Annotated in this window: 14 protein-coding genes; 10 read left to right on the forward strand and 4 right to left on the reverse strand. The window is 66.0% G+C overall.

Going from position 1 to position 19,839, the window contains the following annotated elements; all coding sequences use genetic code 11:
* Positions 1 to 53 precede the first annotated feature (53 nt).
* From PSEWESI4_RS18410 to tssM, 4 genes are read left to right on the forward strand one after another with little or no spacing between them, the layout of a single operon-like run.
* Complete coding sequence (locus PSEWESI4_RS18410) at positions 54 to 1,448, forward strand: sigma 54-interacting transcriptional regulator (RefSeq protein ID WP_235978963.1); 1,395 nt, start codon at positions 54 to 56, stop codon at positions 1,446 to 1,448.
* A complete protein-coding gene (gene vasI, locus PSEWESI4_RS18415; RefSeq protein WP_235978964.1) occupies positions 1,436 to 2,179 on the forward strand; it encodes a type VI secretion system-associated protein VasI in 744 nt (247 codons plus the stop codon). Before PSEWESI4_RS18410 ends, vasI begins: the two co-directional genes overlap by 13 nt.
* Positions 2,167 to 3,627 (forward strand): type VI secretion system protein TssA, encoded by a 1,461-nt coding sequence (tssA, locus tag PSEWESI4_RS18420; protein ID WP_187672684.1) that lies wholly within the window; start codon positions 2,167 to 2,169, stop codon positions 3,625 to 3,627. Before vasI ends, tssA begins: the two co-directional genes overlap by 13 nt.
* Positions 3,628 to 3,638: 11 nt before the next feature.
* Positions 3,639 to 7,331 (forward strand): type VI secretion system membrane subunit TssM, encoded by a 3,693-nt coding sequence (tssM, locus tag PSEWESI4_RS18425; protein WP_187672685.1) that lies wholly within the window; start codon positions 3,639 to 3,641, stop codon positions 7,329 to 7,331.
* Between the two features lie 118 nt (positions 7,332 to 7,449).
* Here the strand turns inward: tssM and PSEWESI4_RS18430 are convergent, their stop codons facing one another.
* Genes PSEWESI4_RS18430 through PSEWESI4_RS18445 form a run of 4 tightly spaced genes read right to left on the reverse strand, consistent with a single transcriptional unit; the run spans position 7,450 to position 10,396 of the window.
* Positions 7,450 to 8,277: an SDR family NAD(P)-dependent oxidoreductase gene (locus tag PSEWESI4_RS18430; protein WP_187672686.1), complete on the reverse strand. Its 828-nt coding sequence runs from the start codon at positions 8,275 to 8,277 to the stop codon at positions 7,450 to 7,452.
* Positions 8,278 to 8,302: 25 nt separating this feature from the next.
* Entirely contained in the window at positions 8,303 to 8,725 is a 423-nt protein-coding gene (locus PSEWESI4_RS18435; protein ID WP_187672687.1) for a MaoC family dehydratase, read from the reverse strand.
* Between the two features lie 10 nt (positions 8,726 to 8,735).
* Complete coding sequence (locus tag PSEWESI4_RS18440; protein ID WP_187672688.1) at positions 8,736 to 9,179, reverse strand: MaoC family dehydratase N-terminal domain-containing protein; 444 nt, start codon at positions 9,177 to 9,179, stop codon at positions 8,736 to 8,738.
* 29 nt (positions 9,180 to 9,208) lie between these two features.
* Complete coding sequence (locus PSEWESI4_RS18445) at positions 9,209 to 10,396, reverse strand: lipid-transfer protein (protein ID WP_187672689.1); 1,188 nt, start codon at positions 10,394 to 10,396, stop codon at positions 9,209 to 9,211.
* Positions 10,397 to 10,583: 187 nt separating this feature from the next.
* On the opposite strand from PSEWESI4_RS18445, the gene PSEWESI4_RS18450 reads away from it, so the two are divergent.
* From PSEWESI4_RS18450 to PSEWESI4_RS18475, 6 genes are all read left to right on the forward strand, one after another.
* Positions 10,584 to 11,726 (forward strand): acyl-CoA dehydrogenase family protein, encoded by a 1,143-nt coding sequence (locus tag PSEWESI4_RS18450; RefSeq protein ID WP_187672690.1) that lies wholly within the window; start codon positions 10,584 to 10,586, stop codon positions 11,724 to 11,726.
* A 35-nt stretch (positions 11,727 to 11,761) separates the two neighbouring features.
* A complete protein-coding gene (locus tag PSEWESI4_RS18455) occupies positions 11,762 to 13,276 on the forward strand; it encodes an aldehyde dehydrogenase family protein (RefSeq protein WP_187672691.1) in 1,515 nt (504 codons plus the stop codon).
* A 26-nt stretch (positions 13,277 to 13,302) separates the two neighbouring features.
* On the forward strand, positions 13,303 to 14,502 hold the full coding sequence (locus tag PSEWESI4_RS18460; RefSeq protein ID WP_187672692.1) for an iron-containing alcohol dehydrogenase: 1,200 nt from the start codon (positions 13,303 to 13,305) through the stop codon (positions 14,500 to 14,502).
* Positions 14,503 to 14,567: 65 nt separating this feature from the next.
* Positions 14,568 to 16,127 (forward strand): long-chain-fatty-acid--CoA ligase, encoded by a 1,560-nt coding sequence (locus PSEWESI4_RS18465; RefSeq protein ID WP_187672693.1) that lies wholly within the window; start codon positions 14,568 to 14,570, stop codon positions 16,125 to 16,127.
* Positions 16,128 to 16,554: 427 nt separating this feature from the next.
* Positions 16,555 to 18,435, forward strand: coding sequence for a DUF1302 domain-containing protein (locus tag PSEWESI4_RS18470; RefSeq protein WP_187672694.1), 1,881 nt, complete (start codon positions 16,555 to 16,557; stop codon positions 18,433 to 18,435).
* Positions 18,436 to 18,448: 13 nt separating this feature from the next.
* Entirely contained in the window at positions 18,449 to 19,807 is a 1,359-nt protein-coding gene (locus PSEWESI4_RS18475; RefSeq protein ID WP_187672695.1) for a DUF1329 domain-containing protein, read from the forward strand.
* The last annotated feature ends 32 nt before the right edge of the window (positions 19,808 to 19,839 follow it).

A 19,839-nucleotide genomic window follows, 5' to 3' on the forward strand; every position in this document is an offset into this window, starting at 1 on the left:
GTTACCGGCGCGATGCGGCTGGAGACTCTCTCGTTCCCCTGGCGAGCACGGCCATGCCGGTGACGGCCCTGCCGGTCATCGGCATGGGCGAGCTGGACAATCCCCTGGTCTACAGCCTGCATGATGGCCAACCCTGCCAGGTAGATGACCTCCTGCGTCTGGTCGATGTGGGGCAGGGTTTCGAAGCTCTGCGCGAATGCCTGCCGGCCGGCCGGTCATTGCTGGCCTGGCCGCTGACGGATGGCCGTCGGCATGCCCTGGGCGTGAATGTTCTGATTGGCACGGCACGGCAACTGAGGGATGTGCATGGTGATCCCCTGTGGCAGGCATTGGCCGGCATGCACGAGCAGTTGTTCGCGCGTCTGCGGGAGCAACTGGAGGCGGTCGAGAGCGTGCGTTACGAGCGTTCGGTACGCCAGGCGCACGAGGCCGAGAAGGACAAGGCGGGCGCCAGGCGTTTGCTGGCCGCTGAATTCGTCGGTGTCAGCGACGTGGCGTGCAAGGTGCGCGAGGAAATGTTCAGCCTCGCCGACTCCAGCCTGTCCACGCTGATTACCGGGGAGACCGGCGTGGGCAAGGATCACGCCGCCTGGTTGATCCACCAGGCGTCTTCGCGGAGCGGGCGGTTCGTGCCGGTCAACTGTGCGGCCATCCCGAAGGACCTGATCGAGGCCGAGCTCTTCGGCAGCACCCGTGGCGCCTTCACCGGTGCCACGCAGACGCGCACCGGCCTGGTGGCGGAAGCCGATGGCGGGACCCTGTTCCTCGACGAGATCGGCGACATGCCCTACGAACTGCAAGGCAGGTTGCTGCGGGTACTCAACGAGAAGAAGTATCGGCCGCTGGGCGCCACGCGGGAGCGGGAGTCGGATTTCCGCCTGATCTGCGCGACCCACCAGCCACTGGCGCAACTGATCCGGGACGGGCGTTTCCGCGAGGACCTCTATTTCCGCATCCGCCAGCACAACCTCCATCTGCTTCCGTTGCGCGAGCGGCTGGAGGACATCGAACCGCTGGTGGCCCACACGCTCCTGCAATTCAATCGCGAGCGCCAGGCCGCGGTCGCCGGTATCGAGCCGGAGGCGTTGGCGTTGCTCCAGGCGCACGGTTTTCCCGGCAATGTCCGTGAGTTGCGCAGCCTGGTGCTGGCCGCCGCCGAACGGACGCCACGGGGAGCGCTCGTCGGTGTCGACGTCGTGCGTGAGCGGCTCGCCCATCTGGATGGAGCCGCCGGAGGTGGTGAGAGTCGGCCGGAACTGAACGGCCTGCTCGAGGGCGACAGCCTGCCCGAGGCGGTGGAGGCTTTCGAGAAACTGATGATCGATACCCGCCTGCGACAGTTCGAAGGCTCGCGCAGCCAGGCCGCGCAGAGCCTGGGTATCCCTAAACGTACCTTGGCACGCAAGTGTCAGCAATGGAACCTGGACAGGGAGACATGTCCTTCATGAGAGCGCTTTCCCCTTTGTTGTTGCTGGCGCTGGTCGCCGGTAGCGGGTGCGAGGCCCGGAACGATACCCATGAGGTCGAAACGAAGGTCACCACCGAGATGGCCGCCGTTACCACCACCGTCGTCGATGCCCTGCCATCGGCCGACTGCACCGCCATCAGCGTGGCGGTCGATCGGCTGGCGTGTTTCGACGCGATTGCCGGGACGCCGGCCGATCCGCCCAGTTCTCCAGCGGTTTCCAGCGCGCCGGGCGCATCGACCGAAAGTGTGCGCCAGCCCCTGATCGTCGAACTGATGCGCAGCAACGAGGCCGAGCGCCAGGAGGAGGACAGCCGGTTCCTGATGACGGAGGCACGGGACCCGGTTCAGGTGGTGATATCCGCGCCGGCCCTGGGCAGCGTGGCGCCGCGACCGTACCTGGCGATCAGTTGCCTGTCCGACATCACGCGCCTGCAATTGCTGGTGGACAAGACCATCGAGCGTAATCAGGTACGGCTGCGCTTGCTGGTGGACGGCCGGCCGGTATCGGACGCCGCCACCTGGCAGGTGCTGGAGGAGGGCGGCATCGTCGACGCGGGACGGGGACTGGTCGCCATCGATCTGCTGCGTCGCCTGGGGAAGGGCAGCCGCCTCCAGGTGGAAAGCGATTACCCGCCCTTCGACGGACTGGTGTTCGATGCCACGGGCCTGGAGGCAATGATCGAGCGGGAGAGAAAGGCATGTCACTGGTGACCGAGTTCGAACCGCTCGACCTGGCAGCCTTGCTCAGGCCTCTGGAGTCCACCCACCCGGCCGGCCACTTCGACGAGGAAGACGAGACCTATCAGGCCATCGACCAGGAGATGGTCAAGCTCGGCGGCCTGCACGAAGGACGTATCGACTGGCCGTATGTCGACGAGGCCTCTCGCCAGTACCTGGGCAACCAGTGCAAGCATTTCCGGATCGCCGGCCACCTCATGATGGCGAGGCTGCGAGCCCGGACCTGGCGCGCCTGGGGGGAGTCGGCGAGTGTCCTGGCCGGCATGGTCGAGCATTTCTGGGAGAGTGGCCATCCGAAGCCCGGACCGACCGGTTATCCGGCCAAGCGTCGGATGCTGGCGTTGTTCCTCGAGCGTCTCGGGGAGGCATTGTCCCAGCTCGGCGCCACGGGCTTCAGCGACGAGCACGAGGCTTCCGCGCGCCATGCGTTGGAGAGCTTGCAGGCACAGGCCGGAACGGCTCAGCTCGACGAGGAGACGCTGGCGCGGTTGCAGCGGCAGTTGGCGCGCAAGGTGGAGGAAGTCCGCTCGCCCATCCGCCCGGAACCGCCGCCGGTGTCGGCTCCGGGGCAGCAGGGCGGACAGGCCATCAGCGAGCAGTATTTCAGTACCGGCGGCGGCCTGCAGATGAGCAACGAGCGTGAGATACGACGCACGCTGCTGACCGTCGCCGACTTCGTCAACCAGGAGGATGCCTACGATCCCGCCGGTTACACGCTACGTCGTTTCGCCCTGTGGGGGCATATCCGTGCCGCGCCCATGGCCAAGAGCGAGCAGCGCACCGAGTTGCACTGCGTATCGGCGGATACCGTCGAGGCCTATCAGGAATCCCTGTCCTCCAATGTCGTCGATCCCGTGCTACTGCAACGGATCGAGAAGAGCGTGGCGTCCTCGCCGTACTGGATCCGGGGCAGCTTTCTCGCCGCGGGAGTCGCCAGGCGCCTGGAGATGAACGAGGTGGCCGAGGCGATCCGCTATGCGGCCGAACGCTTCGTTCGTCGCATACCGCTGCTGATGGAGCTGCGCTTCCACGACGGCCGGCTGTTCGTCGACGAGGAAACCAGAGGCTGGCTCAGCGGTACCGGCGACGGCGAGGCCGGACCGGGGCCTGCTCAGGAGTACGGCGGTTTGCGCGAAGAGCTGGCCGCCCAGTTGGAGATCGAAGGCGTCGAGGTGGTGCTCAAGCGCCTGCAGGACCTGCAGGCGAGTTTCACCGCGCCGCGACAGCGCAGCTACGCGACCGTCATCGCCGCCGACCTGTTGGCCTCGCGCGGCCTGCCGTGGCTGGCCGAGGGCCTCTACGCCAATGTCGGCGAGCTTATGCAAGGCACGACCGCCGCCGTATGGGAGCCCGATCTGTTCGAGCACCTGGCGCGACATATCCGTCCCCATTCCGCCATCGAACAGGGAAGCAAAGGTTAAGGAGTACCGTCATGATCATCTGGACCTACATCAAGCGCTTTGGCCTGCCTTTGCTGCGCCAGTTCAAGAGCGCGATGCCCATTCTGTTGCTGCTGGGCGTCGTTTTCCTGCTGGTCGCCATCTGGTGGCTGGGTCCCCAGTGGACCTGGCGTGACAGCCAGCCGCTGGCGGACCTGTCCATGCGGGTGCTGCTCACCGTCGTCGTGGTGCTGATTCCCACCCTGGCGTGGGCCCTGGTATTGCGCAGCCGCAACAGGCAGTTCGAGGAAGAACGTCGCCAGGCCATGCAGGTCCAGCACGATCCGGTGCTGCGTTTCGTGCGGGCGCAGGAGCGGGCACTGGACCGCAGCCTGGCCATGCTGCGTGAGAACCTGGGCGGGCGTAATCCGCTCTACCAACTGCCGTGGTATCTGGTGCTCGGCCGGGAGAACGCCGGCAAGACCAGCCTCATCAACCGTTCGAACCAGAACTTCCGCCTTACCGGCGTGACCAAGGCCGGTAGCCGCAAGCTGCATGACGATCCGGACCTGGCCTATCCCGTCGACTGGTGGATCGGTGATCAGGCGGTGCTGATCGATCCGCCGGGTGAAATCATCAGCCAGTCCGAGGCCTCGGCTGCCGGAGAAAAAGACAAGGAAAGCCCTGGGCAGGCGGAGCAGGGAGAGGACGGAAGCTCCCGCGCCAGTGACGACGACCACCTGCCGCTGGGTACCCACGCGCGTCTCTGGGAAGGGCTGGTGGGCTGGCTCGGCCGCAATCGCAGCCGTCGCCCCCTCAACGGTGTGGTCCTGGTCGTCGATCTGGTCACGCTGCTGACCCAGAAAGTGAGCGACCGCAAGGCCCTGGCCCTTCTGCTGAGGGCGCGCCTGGTGGAGCTCAGTCGCCAGTTGGGCACTCGGCCGCCGCTGTACGTGGTGCTGAGCAAGTTCGACCAACTCGACGGTTTCGGTCCTTTCTTCGAGCGCTTGCCGCGTTCGGTGCGGGAGGACATCTTCGGCTTCACCTTCACACTGGACTCGGTGGACGACTTCGATGCCTGGCTGGAGGAGTTGTCCAAGCGCTATGACGCTTTCGTCGGGCGGGTCAACGAACAGGTCTTCGACGCCCTGGGCAAGACGAGCGGCCTGGAGCAGCGGGATGGGTTGTTCTCGCTGGTGCGCCAGCTTGCCGGCATGCGCCCCGTGCTGCTCGGCTTCCTCCAGGAGATCCTCGGCAGCGACCGCTATGCGACGCCCGCCCTGGTACGCGGCGTGTATTTCTCGTCGGTGTACCAGCAGGGACAGGTGTGCAATGCCTTCGTCAACGCCGCCGCGAAATCCTATGGAATGCAGGTGCCCGTGCAGGCGGTCCAGCCGGATGGCCGCTCCGTGGTCTATTTCGCCCAGCGCCTGTTCCACCAGGTCATCTATCCCGAAGCGGGGCTCGCCGGCGACAACGTCAACGTGCTGGCCAGCAAGAAGCGCATTCTCGCCGTGAGTGGCGCGGTCGCGGCCCTGGGTTGCCTGGTGGTCATCGGGGGCTGGCAGCACTACTACAACGTCAACCGCGAGAAGGCGGCGAGCGTGCTGGACAAGAGCCGCGAATTCAGCGCGCGCAACATCGACGGCCGTGTCGACCCGACCGGCCGCAACCTGCTGGAACCACTGGACCAGATCCGCAGTGCCGTCTCCGTGTTCGGTGACTATCGCAATGCCTGGCCGGTGGTCTCGGACATGGGCCTGTACCAGGGCCGCAGCATCGGTCCCAAGGTGGACGAGGCCTATCTGCAACTGCTCTCCAAACGCTTCCTTCCGGCTATCGCCAGCGGGGTGATGGATTCGATCAACAACGCCGAGCCGAACAGCAACGACCAGCTTGCGGCGCTGCGGGTCTACCGCATGATCGAGGATCGCCAGAACCGCCGGCCGGCCATGGTCGAGGACTGGATGGCCAAGGTCTGGCAAAACGCCTTCCAGGCCGAGGGGCGGGTGCAGAATGCCCTGATGAACCATCTCGAGTACGCCATGCAGTATGTCGATACCGATCTGCCGCAGTACCGCCCGAGGGTTCGCGAAGTGCAGCAGCAGTTGCGGCAGATTCCCCTGCAGCAACGCGTCTACATGGCGATGAAGCAGCAGGCCCGCGAGGCACTGTATGCGCCCCTGGATCTGCGCCATGAGGTAGGCCCGGCGTTCGACGTCGTCTACAAGTCGGTTTCCCCGGAGAGCCTGGAGGGGGATGGCACCCGCATAGACGCGCTGCTCACGGCCAGGGGCTTCCGCAATTACTTCGAGCCGTACGGCAAGGACCTGACCGACCTGGCGATCATCGACCAGTGGACCCTTGGCGAACGCAAGCGCATCGATTACTCCGAGGCCGACAAGCAGGCGCTGGCCGAGCGTATCCGAACGCTCTACAACGCCGACTACATCGATACCTGGCGGCGTGGCCTGAATCAGTTGGAAGTGGTCGATTTCGACAATATCGCCCAGGCGGTGGAAGTGCTGGGCAGCGTGACCAGTCCCTCGGCGCCGATGCGCCGGCTGGTGGAAACCGTCCGGGACAACTCGGTGCTCTACCCGGAAGCCGAGCCGGCCACGGGAGAGGCCAAGGCGGTCGTCGCCAAGGTTGGCGAGGCAGCCGGCGACGCCTCGGGGCGCGAGCAGGCCGCGAGCATCGCCCGGGCGTTCGCGCCGATGAGCGAGCTGCTGATCGCCAAGGGCGACAAGCAGCCCTATCTGGACGGGACCATGGCAGCGGTCGGCGACGTGTACAGCCTCATGAAGTCCGTGCAGGACAGCCCGGAGCGGGGCAAGGCGGCGTTGAACGTCGTGCTGGACCGCTTCAACCTCAAGGGCGCGGACCCCATCGGCAATCTCCTGCGCGTGGCGACCGGCCTGCCGGAGCCGCTCAACCACCAGGTGAAGAAGCTGGCCGACGAATCCTCCCAGGTGCTGCTGATCGAGGCCCTGCGCGAGCTGGAGCGGCGTTGGGATGCCGATGTCTACAGCTTCTACGCCCAGCGCCTGGCGGGCCGCTACCCGTTCAACCCCGCCAGCCGGAGCGATGCCTCCCTGGAAGACTTCGCGGCCTTCTTCGGCCCGCAGGGGCGCTTGCGGCAGTTCAGCGACCAGTACCTCAAGCTGTTCTTCGAGGACAACCTGGACGCGCTGTATTCCGAGCGTCGCGGCGGCTATCTGGTCCGGACCGACGTGCTGACGCAACTGGAGACGGCCAACCGCATCCGCGACGCCTTCTTCAACAATCGCGGCGCGCTGGGTGTGCAGTTCACCGTCGAGCCCCTGGGGCTGACACCGAACCGGCGCAGCAGCGTGCTGGGCGTGGAAGGGCAGTTGGTGCCTTACAACCACGGGCCCAGCAACAGCGTGGGGCTGATCTGGCCGAACAGCCTGGGCGAGGGGGGCGAGAGCCGGGTGACCCTGGTCAACAGCAGCGGCAATAGCAGCACCCTGAGCTATCGCGGTCCCTGGTCGCTGTTCCGCCTGCTCAGTCAGGCGCGGCTCAATGGCTCGGCCGTCAACAGCGTGGACCTGAGCTTCATGGCCGGCGATGGCGCCATGCGCTACCGGGTTACGGCGGAGAAGGCGGTGAACCCCTTCACCCAGCGTCCGTTCAATGGTTTCGTGCTGCCACGGACGCTGTTGCAGGACGCGCCCCGGCAGACCCATGCGGCGGCCGAAGGTTCGAGCGGAGGCGGCGCCTGAAGGCGCCGCCACCCGTGACGCCACGGGATGAAAACGAAAAGGCCACTCCTGCGAGTGGCCTTTTCGTTTCCGCTTCGGTGACGGATGTCGCCGTCGGCGGCGTCAGCGACGGTGGATCTCAGAGTGAGATGCCCCCGCCGCAGATCAGGACTTCCCCGGACACGTAGTCCGACTCCGGATAGCAGAACATCGCGACGGCGCCCGCGGCCTCTTCGGGACGGCCGGCTCGCCCGAGGGGAATCGAGCGCTCCATCATCTTGGCCAGGTCGGGGCTGATGCCCACCTTGATCTTGCGGCCTTCGATGTCCACGGAGGCGTCGGCATCGGCGGTGGCTTCGGTGAGGCGGGTGGTGATGAAGCCGAAGGCCACGCAGTTGACGTTGACCTTGTAGCGACCCCATTCCTTGGCCAGGGTCTTGGTCATCCCGACGATGCCGGCCTTCGCGCTGGAGTAGCCCACCTGGCCGGGGTTGCCGCCGAGGCCGGCGACCGAGGAGATGTTGACGATCTTGCGGAAGTTCTCGACGCCTGCCTCGGCTTCCCGTTTGGAGGATTCGCGGATGAAGCCGGCGGCGGCGCGGAAGATGCGGAAGGGCGCGGTCATGTGCACGTCGAGCATGGCGTACCACTGCTCGTCGGTCATCTTCTGCACCACGTTGTCCCAGGTGTAGCCGGCGTTGTTGACGATGATATCGACACCGCCGAAATGGTCGATCGCGGTCTTGACGAAGCGCTCGGCGAAGTCCGGGGCGGTGACGCTGCCAATGCAGGCCACGGCCTTGCCGCCACGGGCGATGATGTCGGCGACGGTTTCTTCCGCCGGTGTGGCGTCCAGGTCGTTGATCACCACGCTGGCCCCTTCCGACGCCAGCTTGAGAGCCACTTCGCGGCCGATGCCACGGCCGGAGCCAGTGATCAGCGCCACCTTGTTGTCGAGCTTGCCCATTGTGTTTTCTCTCCTCGTTCTGTGGTTATTGCGCAAGGGCGATGACGGCCGTGCCGAGAATCTTCGTTTCGCCGAACTGGTTGGCCATCTGCACCTCGACACCGACGCGGTGCTCGCCGTCCTGTTCGAACTTTTCCACTACCTGGCCGGTCAGCACCGGCTGGTTGCCCAGGTGGGTGATGGATACGAAGCGCACGCTGAAGGAGCGCAGGGCCGACTGCGGGACCCAGCCGGTCAGCAGGCGGCCCAGGTAGGCCATGCCCAGCATGCCGTGGGCGAACACGTCGGGCATGCCGGCGCGACGGGCGAAGTCGATGTCGATGTGGATGGGGTTGTCGTCCCCGGAGGCGCCGGCGAAATGGGCCAGGGTAGCGCGGTCGATCGGGGCCGGACGGAGCTCGGGCAGCGGGTCGCCGACCTGTAGGTCGTGGTAGCTGAGTTGCGTCATGTGCGGTTCCTTACTTGTTGCGCACGACGAGGACAGTGCGCATCTCGCCCACTCGTTCGCCGTTCTGATTGGTGAGGGTCGTCAGTTGGGTGACGAACTCCAGGGCGCCGTTCTTCTTGTCGGTGATGTCGCTGACCCGGGTTTCCACGGTCAGGATGTCGCCGGCGAAGATCGCGCCCTGGTAGTCGAAGGACTGCTCGCCATGCAGGATTCGAGCGATGGGTACGCTCATCCGCGACAGCATCTCGGTCAGGCTGCGCGAATCCATGATGGCGCTGAAGGCGAAGGTCGGTGGCGCCAGCAGGGACTGATAACCCAGGGCCTTGGCCGCCTCCTCGTCGTGGCATTCCGGACGGGTATCGCCGATAGCACGGGCAAAGGCCCGGACGCGGCCCTTTTCGACTTCCCAGCGGCTAGTGGGCAGGGTCAGGCCGATAAAGCTCTTGTCAATCATCAGAATCTCCTTCGCTGATTCCGCGTTATTCAATCCACGCGGCGATAGAGGGTGACTACGCATGCGCCGCCAAGCCCCAGGTTGTGTTGCAGGCCGATGCGTGCGTTGGCGACCTGGCGTACCCCGGACTGCCCGCGCAATTGCTCGACCAGCTCGGTGCATTGGGCCAGGCCGGTGGCACCCAGCGGATGGCCCTTGGAAAGCAGGCCACCAGAGGGGTTGACCACGTACTTGCCGCCGTAGGTGTTGTTGCCGGAGTCGACGAATTCGGTGGCGCCGCCCTCGGGACACAGGCGCAGGCCTTCGTAGGTGAGGACCTCGTTCTGCGCGAAGCAGTCGTGGAGTTCCACCACGTCCACGTCCTCCGGGCCGATGCCGGCCTGGGCGTAGACCTGGTCGGCGGCGGCGCGGGTCATGTCGGCGCCGACCAGGGCCATCATGCTGCGCTTCTCGAAGGTGCCGGGCAGGTCGGTGGTCATCGCCTGGGCGGCGATGTAGACGCTGGCGTCGAGGCCGTGCTTGCGGGCGAAGTCGGCCGATACCAGGATCGCCGCGGCGGCGCCGCAAGTCGGCGGGCAGGCCATCAGGCGGTGGAGATGGACTTCGGGGAAGACCAGCGGCGAGGCCATCACGTCCTCGGGAGTGATGACGTTGCGCAGCAGGGCCATCGGGTTGTGCTCGGCATGGCGGCTGGCCTTGGCCTTGACCTTGGCGAACAGCTCGGGGCCGGCGCCGTAGCGATCCATGTATTCCTTGCCGGCACCACCGAAGTAACGCAGGGCCAGCGGCTGCTCGAAGGGGCAGATCTCGTCACACAGCGTGTCGAAGTTGGCGAAAGGCGAGGGGCGGTCATCCCACTGGGATTTCAGCGCGCCCGGCTGCATCTGCTCGAAGCCTACGGCCAGCACACATTCGGCGGCACCGGACTCGATCAACTGACGAGCAAGGAACAGCGCCGACGAGCCGGTCGAGCAGTTGTTGTTGACGTTGACGATCGGGATGCCGGTCATGCCCACCTGGTACAGGACCCGCTGGCCGGCGGTGGAGTCGCCGTACACGTAGCCGGCGATTGCCTGCTGCACGTCGCGGTAGTGCAGGCCGGCGTTCTCCAGGGCCTTGCGTACGGCGGCGGCCCCCAACTGGTCATAGTGCACGCCGCTGCCAGGCTTGACGAAGGGCACCATGCCGACACCGGCGACATAAGCTTTGCTGTTCATTTCGCGTTTCCTCTCTCCGAAGTTGCCGGATAGCTCCGGTTGCCTCCTTCGCATAGTGCAGAGAAAGGCCCGCGTGCCACCCCTCCCGGTGTGGGAGGGGGTGTAGCAGGGGGGGCTGCGTTAGGTTGGCGACCATCCGCAACTGTCGGTACTCACGTTCGAGTGGAATTTCCGGAGGAATGACGCAATGACCATCCCGCGCACTTTGTTCAGCGAAGAGCACCTGCAATTCGGCGAATCGATCCGTCGCTTTCTCGAGGCGCAAGTCTTGCCTCATTACGAACGCTTCGAAGAACAGGGCTATATCGACCGGGAGGTCTGGGCGAAGGCAGGGGAGAGCGGTTTCCTCTGCTTCAGCATGCCCGAGGAATACGGCGGGTTGGGCGCGGACAAGCGCTACAGCGTCGTGCAGATGGAAGAATTCTCCCGTGTCGGCGCGACCAACCTGCTGGGCATGACGCTGCATTCGGAAATCGTCGCGCCCTACATCCTGCACAACGGCAGCGAGTACCTGAAGCAGACCTACCTGCCACGCATGGCCAGCGGCGAGATGATCGGCGCGATCGCCATGACCGAGCCGGGCGCCGGCTCCGACCTGCAGGGCGTGCGCACCACCGCCGTCCGCGATGGCGACGACTACGTGCTGAACGGCTCCAAGACCTTCATCACCAACGGCATGCATTGCGACCTGGTGATAGTGGTGGCCAAGACCGACCCGGCGGCAGGCGCCAAGGGCATCAGCCTGTTCGTGGTGGAAAGCTCGACGCCGGGGTTCACCAAGGGCAAGCGCCTGAAGAAGGTCGGCATGAAGGCCCAGGATACCGGCGAGCTGTTCTTCGACAACATGCGGGTGCCGGCGCGGAACCTGCTCGGCGAGGAGGGCAAGGGTTTCGTCTACCTGATGCAGGAGCTGTCCTGGGAGCGCCTGCAGTTGGCGATCAGTGCCACAGCCCTGGCCGAGGCGGCGCTGGACTGGACCGTGCGCTACTGCCATGAGCGCAAGGCCTTCGGCAAGGAGATCCTGCAGTTCCAGACCACCCGCCACAAGCTGGCCGGGCTTAAGACCGACGTGCAGATCGGCCGCGTATTCCTCGACCGCTGCGTCGAGCTGTTCATCGAGGGCAAGCTGGAGGCGGCCGAGGCATCCATGGCCAAGTACTCGATGACCGAACTGCAGTGCCGGGTCATCGACGAGTGCGTGCAACTACACGGTGGCTACGGCTACATGTGGGAATACCCCATCGCCCGTGCCTGGGCCGATACGCGGGTATCGAGGATCTATGGCGGCACCACCGAGATCATGAAAGAGCTGATCGCCCGGACGCTCTGAGGCATCTCCCCCCCGCAGCCCATAGGAGACGCAGCATGCAGATACCACGCATCGAGCATTTCATCGCCGGCGGTGCCCTGGCGCCGGCTGGCGGCCAGTACCTGGAGGTGCACAATCCCGCCACGGGCGAGGTCATCGCGGAGGTAGCCGCCGGCAGCGCGGCGGACCTCGACCGGGCCGTCGCCGCGGCCCAGGCGGCGGCCGCCGACCCGGCCTGGCGCGACATGCCCGGCGAGCAGCGCGCCACGCTGCTCCATGCCCTGGCCCAGCGCCTGTACGCCCATGCGGAGGAACTGGTCTACCTCGAGTCCATCAGTTCGGGGGGCACGGTCAGCCGCATCGCCGGCCTGGATCTGCCGGCGGCCCTCGACATCTGCTGGACCATGGCCGGGATCGTCAAGGATTATCCCTTCGTCGAGAACCTGCCGGCACGCCCGCTGCCCGAGCTGACCCACGGCCAGGTGGTGAAGGAGCCAATCGGTGTCTGCGGCCTGATCACCGCCTGGAACTTCCCGCTGCTGCTGTTGCTGGCCAAGACCATCCCGGCCCTGGCGGCGGGCAACGCGGTGGTGGTCAAGCCGTCCGAACTGACGCCGCAGACCACCGCTCGCTTCGCCGAGATCACCGCCGACCTGCTGCCGCCCGGGGTGTTCAATGTGGTTCACGGCCATGGCCACGAGGTGGGTGCGGCGATGAGCCGGCATCCGGATATCGGCAAGATTTCCTTCACCGGCTCGAGCCGTGTCGGCAAGTTGATCCAGGTGGCCGCCGCCGAGACCTGCAAGCGCGTCACCCTGGAACTGGGTGGCAAGGGCGCGGCCATCGTGCGGCCCGACGCGGATCTCAATCTGGTGGCTTATGGTGCCCTGTTCGGCGTGATGCTGAACGCCGGGCAGATGTGCGAGTCGGGAACCCGCCTGATCGTCCACAAGTCCATCGAGCAGCCGCTGCTCGCCGCCCTGGCGGAAACCGCCGCGCGCCTTGCGGTGGGCAACCCGCTGGATCCGGCGACCTCGGTTGGCCCACTGTCCAGCGTTGCCCATGGCGAGAAGGTCCTCGACTACATCCGCCTGGCCCTCGACGAGGGCGCGCACCTGGTCTGCGGCGGCGAGCGGGTCCAGGTGCCAGGCTGCGAGGGCGGGCTGTTCATCGCCCCCACGGTGCTGGCCGGGACGAACAACCGGATGAAGGCCGCCCGCGAGGAAATCTTCGGCCCGGTGCTGGTGGTGATGACCTACGAGGATGACGAGGAGGCCATCGCCCTTGCCAACGACAGCCCCTATGGCCTGTCTGCCGGCGTCTGGACCGCCGACCTGGTGGTGGCGCAGCGGATGTCGCGCCGCCTGCAGGCCGGTTCGGTGTGGATCAACGACTGGCACGCCATCCGTACTGACGCGCCCTTCGGTGGCTACAAGGAGAGCGGCTATGGCCGCGAGTTCGGGATTGCCGGTCTGGAAAGCTTCCTGGAGACCAAGACCGTGATCACCGCCTTCCAGCGCGATCCCCATGCCAAGCCGCTGTACGGCCTGCTGCACACACAGCGGGCCTGAGTGCGAATCCAGAGGAGCTGAGACTGATGTCGAATACAGGTTACTTCCACTACTGGATGCGCACTCAGGTGCACTGTGCCGCCGGTGCGCTGGTGCGGGTACCGGCTCTGCTGCAGCAACTGGGCGGTAAGCGCGTGCTGCTGCTGGGCAGTGCCGGCGTGCGCCGCGCCGGCCTGCTCGAACGCCTGGAGGCCGTCTTCGCGGCCAACCGGGGCGGTGGCCAGGCGGAGCTGGCCGGGGTGATCGAGTGCATCGAATCCGGTGTCTCGGCCGCCGCTATCAACCAGGCGCTGGCCCGGGCCCGCGAACTGGGGACGGACTGCATCGTCGCTCTGGGCGGCGGCAGCGTGCAGGATGTCGCCAAGGCCGTGAAGTACGCGCTGGCCCACGGCCTGGCCGATATCCAGGATGCGCTGCTGGGCGGCATCCGCCTGGAAACCAGCCCGCCGGAGGGGCTCCTGGGCATTCCGCACATTGCGATACCGACGCTGGCCGGCGGCGGTGCCGAGGTGAGCAATACCGCGGTGATCCGCTGCGAACGCCTCGGTGGCCTGCGGGCACTGCTGAGGGCGCCTGGCCTGGAGGCGGACATCGCCGTGCTCGACCCGCAACTGACCGTCGGCCTGTCCCGTTCGCTCACCGCCGCCGCAGGCATGGAGGCACTGGCCCAGGCCCTGGAGGTGGTCGCCAGCACGGGCAGCAACCATCTCAGCGACGCCAATGCCTTCGCCGCCGTCGCCCTGATCGACTGCTGGCTGGAGGCGGTGGTCAACGAACCGGGCAACCTGGATGGCCATGGCGCGCTGCTCCAGGCCAGCACCCTGAGCGGGGTGGCGCGGACCAACGTCCTCGGCGCGATGCCGGTGCACAACTGCGCCTGTGCCCTGGCATCGCTGTACGACATTCCCCTCGGCCAGTTGAAGGGTGCATTGTTACCGGTGGTGCTGGAGGTGCTGCGCGACTTCTACCGGCCGGTGGCCTGGCGCCTGGCGCGCGCCTTCGGCATCCCGACCACGGGACGCAGCGCCGACGAGACCCTGGACCAGGTCATCGCGCGGCTGCGCATCCTGCTGGATGAGATCGGCATGCCGTGGGCCATTCCCGGCCTGCCGCAAGGCGAGATGGAGCGGATCGTCCAGGCCGTGTCCGTCGATCCGGCCGCGATGTTCTGCCGGATGTCGCCGGCGCAGATCGAGGCGATCATTGCCAAGGTGGCAGGAACCTGAGCCCACGCCCTTCTCCAAGGACCAAGCCAAGAACAAGAAGCGACACAGATATCCCAGGAGATCCCATGTATTTCACCCAACCCCTGCACCGTAACGTCCAACACTCTCCCGACCGGCTGATGACGATCCATGGCGAACGCAGACACAGCAACCGCCAGTTCGTCGAGCGGGTGGCGCGGCTTGCCGGCGCCCTGCGCCGCCTGGGGCTGGAGCGCGGCGACAGGGTCGCCATGCTTTCGCTCAACTCGGACCGCTACCTCGAATACTGCTTCGCGGTGCCCTGGGCCGATGGCGTGCTCAATCCGTGCAACATCCGCTGGAGCGAAAAGGAAAACGCCTACGCCCTGGAAGATTCTGGCACTTCTATCCTGTTCGTCGACGAGACCTTCAAGGGCGTGGCGACTGGCTTGCGCACGGCGGTCGAATCGATCCGCCACGTCATCTACACCGGCGACGACGCGGTACCGGAGGGCATGCTCGACTACGAGGCGCTGCTCGCCGAAAGCGAACCGATCGAAGATGCCCGAAGGGGCGGCGAGGACCTCCTGGGGATTTTCTACACCGGTGGTACCACGGGGTTCCCCAAGGGCGTGATGCTCAGTCACCGGTCCTTCTGGAGCAGCCAGATCGCCCTGGCCACCGAGCCGTTCTTCCTGCCGGAGGAGACCATGCTGCGGGTGGCGCCCATGTTCCACCTGGCCGACATGGCCATCGGCTATGCCATGACGCTGTTGAACCACACCCATGTGATCCTGCCGTCGTTCAATCCGGTGGACGTGGCCGCCGCGATCCAGCGGCACCGTGTCGGGATGGCGCTGTTGGTGCCGACCATGGTGCAGATGCTGGTCAGCCACCCGGAGGTGGGGCGCCATGATCTGTCTTCGCTGCGCCTGTTGGTGTACGGCGCATCGCCGATCCAGGAACAGCTCCTCCACGACCTGCAGGCGAATCTGCCGCACCTGCTGTTGTGCCAGGCCTACGGCCAGACCGAGATGGGCCCGCTGATCTCCTTGCTCGGTCCGGACCAGCACACCCCCGAGGCGGCCGCCCGGGGCATGCTGCGCTCCTGCGGCCGTCCCGGCCGGGCGCTGGAAGTGCGCATCGTCGATGGCGAAGGACGGGAAGTGCCGCGCGGCACCGTCGGCGAGATCGCCGTGCGCGGCCCCAACGCCATGCAGGGCTACTGGAACAAGCCCGAGCAGACCAGGGCGGTGCTGCGTGGCGATGGCTGGCTGCTCACCGGCGATGGCGCCTACATGGACGAGAACGGCTACCTGTTCATCGTCGACCGGGTCAAGGACATGATCGTTTCAGGGGGCGAGAATGTGTTTTCGGCGGAAGTGGAAAACGCCCTGGCCAGCCATCCGGACGTCGCCATGTGCGCGGTCATCGGCATTCCCAGCGAGGAGTGGGGCGAAGCCGTGCATGCGGTAGTGGTGGCCAAGCCGGGCTGTACGCCGTCCGCCGAGGAACTGCTTGCCCATTGCAGGGCGCGCATCGCCGGATACAAGACGCCGAAGAGCCTGGAGTTCCGTAGCGAGCTGCCGCTCTCCGGTGCCGGCAAGGTGCTCAAGACCGAACTGCGTGCGCCCTTCTGGAAGGGCAAGTCGCGCAGCGTCGCCTGATCCCTCCCTGCGCGCCGCCCCGCAGGCCTCCTGCCTGCGCGGGCGCACCCGCGCGTTCATTTCGCTGAGCGGGCTGCGGCCCGCTTTTCGCGCTTTCCCTCCTGGCACCCGTCCGGCTGGCGTCGTGGCCGGCTCCATGTCTGCCTTCGACGTCGCGGGGAATCCGTAGAGGCTGGCTTGCCAGCGAATGGCGCCCCTGCACGCTCCCTGGCCCGATGGCGAGCCCCTGGCAACGGCTACTGCGGGCAGCCCGCCACATTCACCACCCCTTCGCCCCCTCTCTCGTTGGGAGGGGGCAAGTCGGGCGCGGAGCAGTTTACTAACCCTGCCAACCACCACCGGCTCCGGATCGTCAGGGAGGGGCCGCTCGCCGAGGACGGGGTTGGCAGCTCCCCCAACGAATCGGGTCCATCAAGGGAAGTACACAATGACAAGAATAACTTCTGCACAAGCCGGCTTCGCCCGCCACGCGCTGGGCCGGGCCGTCCTGTTGGGCATGCTCGGCGGCACCGCCGGATATGCCCAGGCATTCAATTTCGAAACCGAGAGCGGCTGGTCCGGGAGCCTGGACACCACGCTGTCGCTGGGCAGCAGTTGGCGCGCCGAGGCGCGCGACAACGAGTTGTACAGCCGCCTCGACGGCCAGGTGATCGGCAAGAACGACGGGCTCGGTGGCTCCAACACCGATGGAGGCAACCTCAACTACGATCGTGGCGACCGCTTTTCCACCATTGCCAAGATCCTCACCGAGTTCGAGATGAGCAAGGGCGAGATGGGCGGGTTGCTGCGCATCAAGGGCTGGTACGACCAGGCCCTGGAAGATGAAGACGTGTACTTCGGCAACCAGGCCAACGGTTACCGGCGCAAGCCGCTGTCCGACGATGGTTTCGAGGACCTGCAGAAGAACAAGGGCGTGTTCCTGCTCGATGCCTATGTCTACGACACCTACTACCTGGCCGATCGCCCGTTGCAGGTGCGTCTCGGCCGCCAGGTGGTGAACTGGGGCGAGAGCCTGTTCGTCCAGGGTGTCAACCAGATCAACCCGCTGGATGTGCCGTCCCTGCGTCGTCCTGGCACCGAGATCAAGGAAGCGCTGCTGCCGGTGTGGATGATCTCCGGCAACTTCGGCCTCAGCGAAGGGCTGTCCCTGGAGGCCTTCTACCAGTTCAAGTGGGAGCCCACCGCCATCGAGGGCTGTGGCAACTACTGGTCGGTCACCGAGACCATCATCTCCACCCACCCGGGTGGTTGCACCATGGCTACCTCCCTGCCCAACGTGAGCAACCCGGTGGGCTTCCGCAGCGGTTCCAGCCTGCCCCTGTCCAAGGGCAAGGACGCCAAGGACTCGGGGCAATGGGGCCTGGCACTGCGTTACCTGGTCGAGTCGATCGACACCGAGGTCGGCCTCTACGCCATGAACATCCATGCGCGCACGCCGAACGTCTCGGCGCAGAGCGGCAACTGGGGCGCCATCCCGGTGGGCGTGGCGGGGCGCGGGGCACCGTTCATCAACCCGATCCAACTGCACCAGGACCTGCCGTTCGGCGCCACCTCCACGAGCGCCTTCTGGGAGTATCCGGAGAACATCCGGCTGTACGGCCTCAGCGCCGCCACCACCCTGGCCGGCTGGTCGGTCGGTGCCGAACTGAGCTACTCGCCGAACGTTCCGGTACAGCGCAACGGCAACGACGTGCTTGCCGCCGTCCTGCAGGGCGTGGGACCGGTGGGCGCGCAGGCCGTCGCGCTGGGCCAGGACGCCTACCTGCGTGGCTATGATCGCTTCGAGAAGACCCAACTGCAGATCAACGGCATCAACCTGTTCTCCAACGTGCTGGGCGCGTCCAGCCTGCAGGTGGCCGCCGAGATCGCCTTCCAGTGGAACGACGTACCCCAGGGCGACGACGACATCCGCTATGGCCGCGCCTTCATATTCGGCAACGGCTCCCACCCAACCTACGGCGGCAACACTTGCGGCGCCCGCAACCCGCAGCCGTCCGGCTGCAAGGACCAGGGCTACATCACCGACTTCGCCTGGGGCTACCGCGTGCGCGGCCAACTGGAGTACCCGGACCTGTTCGGCATCGGCGTCGCCACCTACCCGAGCCTGTTCATCGGCCAGGACATCGATGGCGTGTCGCTGGATGGCCAGTTCAACGAGGGCCGCTTCACCGTCGGCACCGGGGTGCGCTTCGACTACCTGAAGAAGCACAGCCTGGAGTTCAACTACGTCACCTTCAACAACGACGCCGAATACGACCCGCTGCGTGACCGTGACTACTACTCGGTCAACTACAGCTACAAGTTCTGATGAGGAAACCGGCATGAAAACAATAACGATGCGCCGCAGCCCCCTGGCCCTGGCCCTGGTGGTTACGATGATGGCCAGCGCCGGCAATGCCTGGGCCAAGCTGACCCCCGAAGAGGCAGCGCGGCTGGGGAATGACCTGACGCCTGTCGGGGCCGAGAAGGCCGGCAATGCCGATGGCAGTATCCCGGCCTGGGACGGTGGCCTCACTGAACCGCCGGCCGGCTGGACTCCGGCCATGGGGTATGTGGACCCCTTCCCGGAGGACAAGCCCCAGGTGGTGATCAGTGCGGCCAATGCCGAGCAGTACAAGGACAAACTGACCCCCGGCACCCTGGCGCTGCTGAAGAAGTACGACAACTTCAGGATGCCGGTCTACCAGACCCGGCGTACCGCCGCGCTGCCCACCGCCGTCACCGACACGGCCAAGGCCCAGGCCACCCAGGTGGAGCTGCAGGGTTTTGGCCTGAGCAACCTGAACGGTTCCAACATTCCCTTCCCGATCCCGAAGAATGGCCAGGAGGCGATCTGGAACCACCTGGTGCGCTATATGGGGGGCGGCCTGGACCGCACCTACCACTGGTTCCCGGTGCGCAGTGGTGGCGACTCGTACAAGGTGGGTTTCCGCGAGTACCGTGTCTACGACCAGAACATGGATCGTCGCGAGGACAACCGCCTGTTCAACATCCTCGGCTACTTCCTCGAACCGGCGACCCTGCAGGGCACCGTGTATCTGGTCAAGGAGCCGGTGGACCAGGTCAAGGAGGCGCGTTCGGCGTGGATCTACAACTCCGGCGCGCGACGTGTGCGCCGTGCGCCCGACCTGGCCTACGACAACGTCAGCGACGGCACCGAGAGCATGCGCGTGACCGACCAGTACGACGGCTACAACGGCGCACCGGACCGCTACGAGTGGAAGCTGGTGGGCAAGCAGGAGCTCTATGTGCCGTACAACGCCTACAAGCTCTCGGACAAGTCGCTGAAGTACGCCGACATCCTGCAGAAGGGCACCATCAACGCCGACCTGATGCGTTATGAGCTGCACCGCGTCTGGGTGGTCGAAGGCACCCTGAAGACCGGCCAGAAGCACATCTACGGCAAGCGCGTGATGTTCCTCGACGAAGACAGTTGGACCGTGCTGGAAGAGGATGCCTACGACACCCGTGGTCAACTGTGGCGTGTCGGCGTGCATCCGCTGATCCAGTTCTACGACGCCGGCCTGCCCTGGTATCGCGCCAACATCTGGCACGACCTGTCCAACGGCAACTATCTGGTGGCCGGCCTGGACAACGAGGTCAAGAAGCCCTGGAAGTTCGACGTCAAGGGGCGCCAGGCCGAGTTCCAGCCGGACGCCCTGCGCCGAGCCGGCCACTGAGTACGTTGCACCTGACGGCGGCCCATCGTGGC

Source organism: Zestomonas carbonaria, from assembly GCF_904061905.1.
GTDB lineage: Bacteria > Pseudomonadota > Gammaproteobacteria > Pseudomonadales > Pseudomonadaceae > Aquipseudomonas > Aquipseudomonas carbonaria.

Coding starts and splice junctions, on each gene's coding strand:
- PSEWESI4_RS18410 (WP_235978963.1), top strand. CDS start 54: ATGCCGGTGACGGCCCTGCCGGTCATCGGCATGGGCGAGCTGGACAAT.
- vasI (WP_235978964.1), top strand. CDS start 1,436: ATGTCCTTCATGAGAGCGCTTTCCCCTTTGTTGTTGCTGGCGCTGGTC.
- tssA (WP_187672684.1), top strand. CDS start 2,167: ATGTCACTGGTGACCGAGTTCGAACCGCTCGACCTGGCAGCCTTGCTC.
- tssM (WP_187672685.1), top strand. CDS start 3,639: ATGATCATCTGGACCTACATCAAGCGCTTTGGCCTGCCTTTGCTGCGC.
- PSEWESI4_RS18430 (WP_187672686.1), bottom strand. CDS start 8,277: ATGGGCAAGCTCGACAACAAGGTGGCGCTGATCACTGGCTCCGGCCGT.
- PSEWESI4_RS18435 (WP_187672687.1), bottom strand. CDS start 8,725: ATGACGCAACTCAGCTACCACGACCTACAGGTCGGCGACCCGCTGCCC.
- PSEWESI4_RS18440 (WP_187672688.1), bottom strand. CDS start 9,179: ATGATTGACAAGAGCTTTATCGGCCTGACCCTGCCCACTAGCCGCTGG.
- PSEWESI4_RS18445 (WP_187672689.1), bottom strand. CDS start 10,396: ATGAACAGCAAAGCTTATGTCGCCGGTGTCGGCATGGTGCCCTTCGTC.
- PSEWESI4_RS18450 (WP_187672690.1), top strand. CDS start 10,584: ATGACCATCCCGCGCACTTTGTTCAGCGAAGAGCACCTGCAATTCGGC.
- PSEWESI4_RS18455 (WP_187672691.1), top strand. CDS start 11,762: ATGCAGATACCACGCATCGAGCATTTCATCGCCGGCGGTGCCCTGGCG.
- PSEWESI4_RS18460 (WP_187672692.1), top strand. CDS start 13,303: ATGTCGAATACAGGTTACTTCCACTACTGGATGCGCACTCAGGTGCAC.
- PSEWESI4_RS18465 (WP_187672693.1), top strand. CDS start 14,568: ATGTATTTCACCCAACCCCTGCACCGTAACGTCCAACACTCTCCCGAC.
- PSEWESI4_RS18470 (WP_187672694.1), top strand. CDS start 16,555: ATGACAAGAATAACTTCTGCACAAGCCGGCTTCGCCCGCCACGCGCTG.
- PSEWESI4_RS18475 (WP_187672695.1), top strand. CDS start 18,449: ATGAAAACAATAACGATGCGCCGCAGCCCCCTGGCCCTGGCCCTGGTG.